The organism is Undibacterium sp. JH2W, from assembly GCF_049340425.1.
Lineage (GTDB): Bacteria > Pseudomonadota > Gammaproteobacteria > Burkholderiales > Burkholderiaceae_D > Undibacterium.
On sequence record NZ_JBMPOT010000083.1, the window covers coordinates 1 to 361 of the forward strand.

The window sequence follows — 361 nt, forward strand, 5'->3', positions numbered from 1 at the left end:
CACCTGGCTATATCGTCATAAAAGTCGTGGCATTGCCACCCTGGAGAATAAAACCCGTTCCGATAAAGATGCTTATCGTAAGGTGCAGGTGAATCAGTTGGCTGAGGCAATCCATGAAGTGCTGCCGACGTTGGCACACAACAAGGTCGGCGTGATCCCCAAAAGCGTTCTATACCGGGTACTCTTGCAGCGCGGTTTGTTCTCCCGCTCGCAATTGGCGCCAACCACGTTTTATAGGATGATACGCACTCACCAGTTACTTGATGACAAGGCTGTGCAAAAGCAACGCTTGTCATTTGCCATGCAATTCGCCAATCAACTGTGGCAAGCCGATACCTTGTATGGGCCGACGATTAAACAA

1 protein-coding gene is annotated in these 361 nt (G+C 49.9%); it reads left to right on the forward strand.

Annotated elements, in window-relative coordinates; all coding sequences use genetic code 11:
- Window positions 1-361, forward strand: a 361-nt coding sequence (locus ACO0LC_RS29215) for a hypothetical protein (RefSeq protein ID WP_423009777.1), incomplete at both ends; no start/stop codon positions are given.